The 3,384-nt window shown below is 73.1% G+C and carries 4 protein-coding genes; 3 read left to right on the forward strand and 1 reads right to left on the reverse strand.

Features of this window, described 5'->3' with window-relative positions:
* The first annotated feature begins 214 nt into the window (after positions 1 to 214).
* Complete coding sequence (locus ACWDN5_RS46495) at positions 215 to 424, forward strand: sigma factor-like helix-turn-helix DNA-binding protein (RefSeq protein ID WP_004559389.1); 210 nt, start codon at positions 215 to 217, stop codon at positions 422 to 424.
* Positions 424 to 951 carry a Clp protease N-terminal domain-containing protein gene (locus tag ACWDN5_RS46500; RefSeq protein WP_449680768.1) on the forward strand — a complete coding sequence of 176 codons (528 nt, stop codon included), beginning with the start codon at positions 424 to 426 and terminating at the stop codon, positions 949 to 951. The genes ACWDN5_RS46495 and ACWDN5_RS46500 overlap by 1 nt, the downstream gene beginning before the upstream one ends.
* Here the strand turns inward: ACWDN5_RS46500 and yczE are convergent.
* Positions 948 to 1,568 carry a membrane protein YczE gene (gene yczE, locus ACWDN5_RS46505; protein WP_449680769.1) on the reverse strand — a complete coding sequence of 207 codons (621 nt, stop codon included), beginning with the start codon at positions 1,566 to 1,568 and terminating at the stop codon, positions 948 to 950. The two genes, ACWDN5_RS46500 and yczE, sit on opposite strands and share 4 nt — an antisense overlap.
* 61 nt (positions 1,569 to 1,629) lie before the next feature.
* Here yczE and yczR point away from each other — a divergent pair, with 61 nt between their 5' ends.
* The gene (yczR, locus tag ACWDN5_RS46510; protein WP_310967977.1) at positions 1,630 to 3,078 is read left to right on the forward strand and encodes a MocR-like transcription factor YczR; all 1,449 of its coding nucleotides are present in this window, start codon (positions 1,630 to 1,632) and stop codon (positions 3,076 to 3,078) included.
* The last annotated feature ends 306 nt before the right edge of the window (positions 3,079 to 3,384 follow it).

Genomic DNA, 3,384 nt, shown 5'->3' on the forward strand with positions numbered 1-3,384 from the left:
GTTCTCGTGCGGGTAGCCCAGCCGGCTGCTCCGTTTCGTGTAGCGGGATGGTCACCCGCTGTACTAATCGCCGCATCCGGCCCCGGTGTTTCAGCCGAATGAGTCATTCGCGACCTTCGGGGAGCCGGCCCCGGCCGACATCCGCAACTCAGCGCGGGAGCCGCCTCGTCAACCGGAGTTGACGGCCTCCGAATGTCAACGTAGGTTGACAAGCATGACGGAAGCGACGGATTTGGCCGCCCGGGCGGGTGATCGCGATCCCCGGGTGGGGCTGCGCGCGGTCGCCGCGCTCCGGCGGCTGCTGGAACAACTGGAGGCCGTGCAGGTGCGCAGTGCGCGGGTGCACGGCTGGTCGTGGCAGGAGATCGCCGCCGAGCTGGGGGTCAGCCGGCAGGCCGTGCACAAGAAGTACGGGAGGCACTGATGTTCGAGAGGTTCACGGCCGACGCGCGGATGGCGGTCGTCGAAGCGCAGATCGTGGCGCGGGAGTCCGGCTCGGTCGAGATCGGGCCCGCCCACCTGCTCGCCGGGCTGGTGAAGACCGGCGCCCAGGTGCTCGCCGACCTTGGCGTGTCCACTGAGGACATCGCGGCCGAGCTGGCCCGCACCCGGCGCCGCGGCGGTGTGAGCGACGCCGACGCCGAGGCGCTCACCGAGTTCGGTATCGACGTCGAGCAGATCGTCGAGCGCGTCGAGCAGACGCACGGCGAAGGGGCACTGGCCGGGCGGCTCGGCCCGGCCAAGCGCGGGCACATCCCGTTCACCGCACAATCGAAGAAGACCCTCGAACTGAGCCTCAAGGAAGCCGTCCGGCTGGGCGACAAGCACCTCGGCCAGGAGCACATCCTGCTCGCGCTGGCCCAGCAGCGCGGCACCGACGACGTCCTCGCCCGGCGCGGCGCGGACTACCTGACGCTGCGCCGGGCCGTGCAGCAGCGCAAAGCCGGTTAGCTCTCGCGCCAGGTCGTCCTGGGCAGAAGCGCCTGGGTGAGCGGGCCGATCGCGAGCGCATAGAGGACGGTGCCGACGCCGACGGTCCCGCCGAGCAGGAAACCGGCCGCCACCACGGTCACCTCGATGCCGGTGCGCACCAGCCGGATCGGCCAGCCGGTGCGGCCGGCGAGCCCGGTCATCAGGCCGTCGCGGGGGCCCGGCCCCAGCCGGGCGCCGACGTAGGTGGCGGTCGCGACCCCGTTGAGCACCACTCCGCCGACCAGCAGCGCGATTTGCCACGCCAGCTCGTGCTGGTCGGGGAGGAACGCGCGGACGACGTCGACCACGACCGAGATGATCACGACGTTCGCGATGGTGCCGATGCCGGGCCGCTGGCGCAGCGGGATCCACAGCAGCAGCACGGCCACCGAGATGAGGCCGGTGACGGTGCCGAACGTCAGGTCGGTGTGCTTCATCACGCCTTCGGCCAGCACGCTCCACGGCTCGAGCCCGAGGCCGGCACGGGTGACGAGGGCGACGCTGGCGCCGTAGAGCGTGAGGCCGGCGAGCAGCTGCACGCTGCGGCGGACGGGGTTGCGGGAGATCCGGACGGGCCGGAGGTCGATCTGAGCCACGACATGACTATCGCCGGAAAGTGGTCTGGCAAACCATAGCCAATTCCGGGATATTGGCCTTATGGAAGCTGTGCTCCCGGTAGGTGGACGTATTTCCGGCCCGCGATTGGCCGTCATGCTGGGCTCGTGGCGGCAAGGTGGCTCCCGTCAGGGGGCCGCCGACCTCGCGGCGGCCATCGAGCTGCAGGTGCTCGACGGCCAGCTCCCGCTGGGCACCCGGCTGCCCGCCGAGCGCGAGCTGGCCGACGCGCTCGGCGCCAGCCGGACGCTGATCGGCGCGGCACTGGACCGGTTGCGGGAGAGCGGGCTGGTCGCGAGCCGCCGCGGCGCGGGCTCGTGGGTCGCCGCGCCCGGGCGGCGGCGCCGCGGTCCGCTCGCGCCGGCGGGTGACGGCTCGATCGACTTCACCCACGCGTCCTCTCCCGCCGTTCCGGGCATGGCCGCGGCGGTCGACGCGGCACGCGTCCGGCTCGCCGACCACCTGGGCGACCACGGCTACCAGGAGCGCGGCCTGCCCGCCCTGCGCGAGCGGATCGCGCGGCGCTACACCGAGCGCGGCCTGCCGACGACGCCCGCCCAGGTCATGGTCACCAACGGCGCGCACCACGCGTTCGTGCTGGTCCTGCGGATGCTCGCCGGGCCCGGTGACCGCGTGCTGGTCGAGCAGCCGACGTACCCGAACGCCCTGGAGGCGATCCGCGCCGCGCACGCCATCCCGGTGCCGGTCGCGCTCGATCCGAGCGGCGAGCGCGGCTGGGACATCGCCGGCATCGACGCGGCCCTGCGCCAGGCGTCCCCGCGGTTCGCCTACCTCGTCGTCGACTTCCAGAACCCGACCGGCCTGCGCCTGGACACCGACGGCCGCTCCCGGCTCGGGGCCGTGCTGGCCCGCGCCCGGACCCCGGTCGTGGTGGACGAAACGCTCGTCGAGCTGGACCTGGAGGACGATCCGCGGCACGGACCGCCGCCGCTGGCCGCGTTCGCCGGTGACCTGGCGATCTGCGTCGGTTCGGCGTCCAAGACGCACTGGGGCGGACTGCGGCTCGGCTGGATCCGCGCGTCGGAGGACCTGCTCGGCCGCCTGGTTTCGGCGCGCTACGCGGTCGATCTCGGGTCGCCGGTGTTCGAGCAGCTCGTGCTGACCGAGCTGATGGCCGACGAAACCCTGCTGCACCGCCGGCGTGAGGAGCTGCACGGCTACCGCGACGCGCTGGCCGGCGCGGTGCACCGGCACCTCGCGGACTGGACGTTCACGCTGCCGGCGGGCGGCCTGTCGCTGTGGTGCCGGATGCCGGAGCCGGTGAGCTCGCGCCTGGCGGTGGCGGCGGCGAGTCACGGCGTCCAGGTGGCGCCAGGTTCGCGCTTCGGCGTCCACGGCGGGCTGGAACGCTGGATCCGGCTGCCGTTTTCGCTGCCACCGGACCGGATCGACGAGGCGGTCCGGCGGCTGAGCGCGGCCGAAGCGTCCGTCCGCGGCACCCCGGCGTCCTTGGACGCACCCATCGCATGACGGAACCGGTGCGCTGGATGCGAGCCTGCTCCCAGGGATGGGCGGCGTTCATGTGCATCCAGCGCACCGGTTCGTCGTTCCACACACCCGCTCACGGACGTGACCCCGTTCGCGGGTACCGCGGCTTCCCGGCACAGCCCCTCGACGTGCCGGGAAGCCGGCGGCTCAAGTGCGCTCGCGGTACTGCGAGTCCTCGCTCGGCGCGGTGAGCAAGGGCTCCCGGAGCGCACCCGGTGTGGGTCCCGGCGCCGCGGGGGCACGTCGGCCAGCTGCCGGGTCAGCGCGGGCAGCTGCGCGGTGTCCCGC

This window comes from Amycolatopsis sp. NPDC003731, assembly GCF_053586895.1.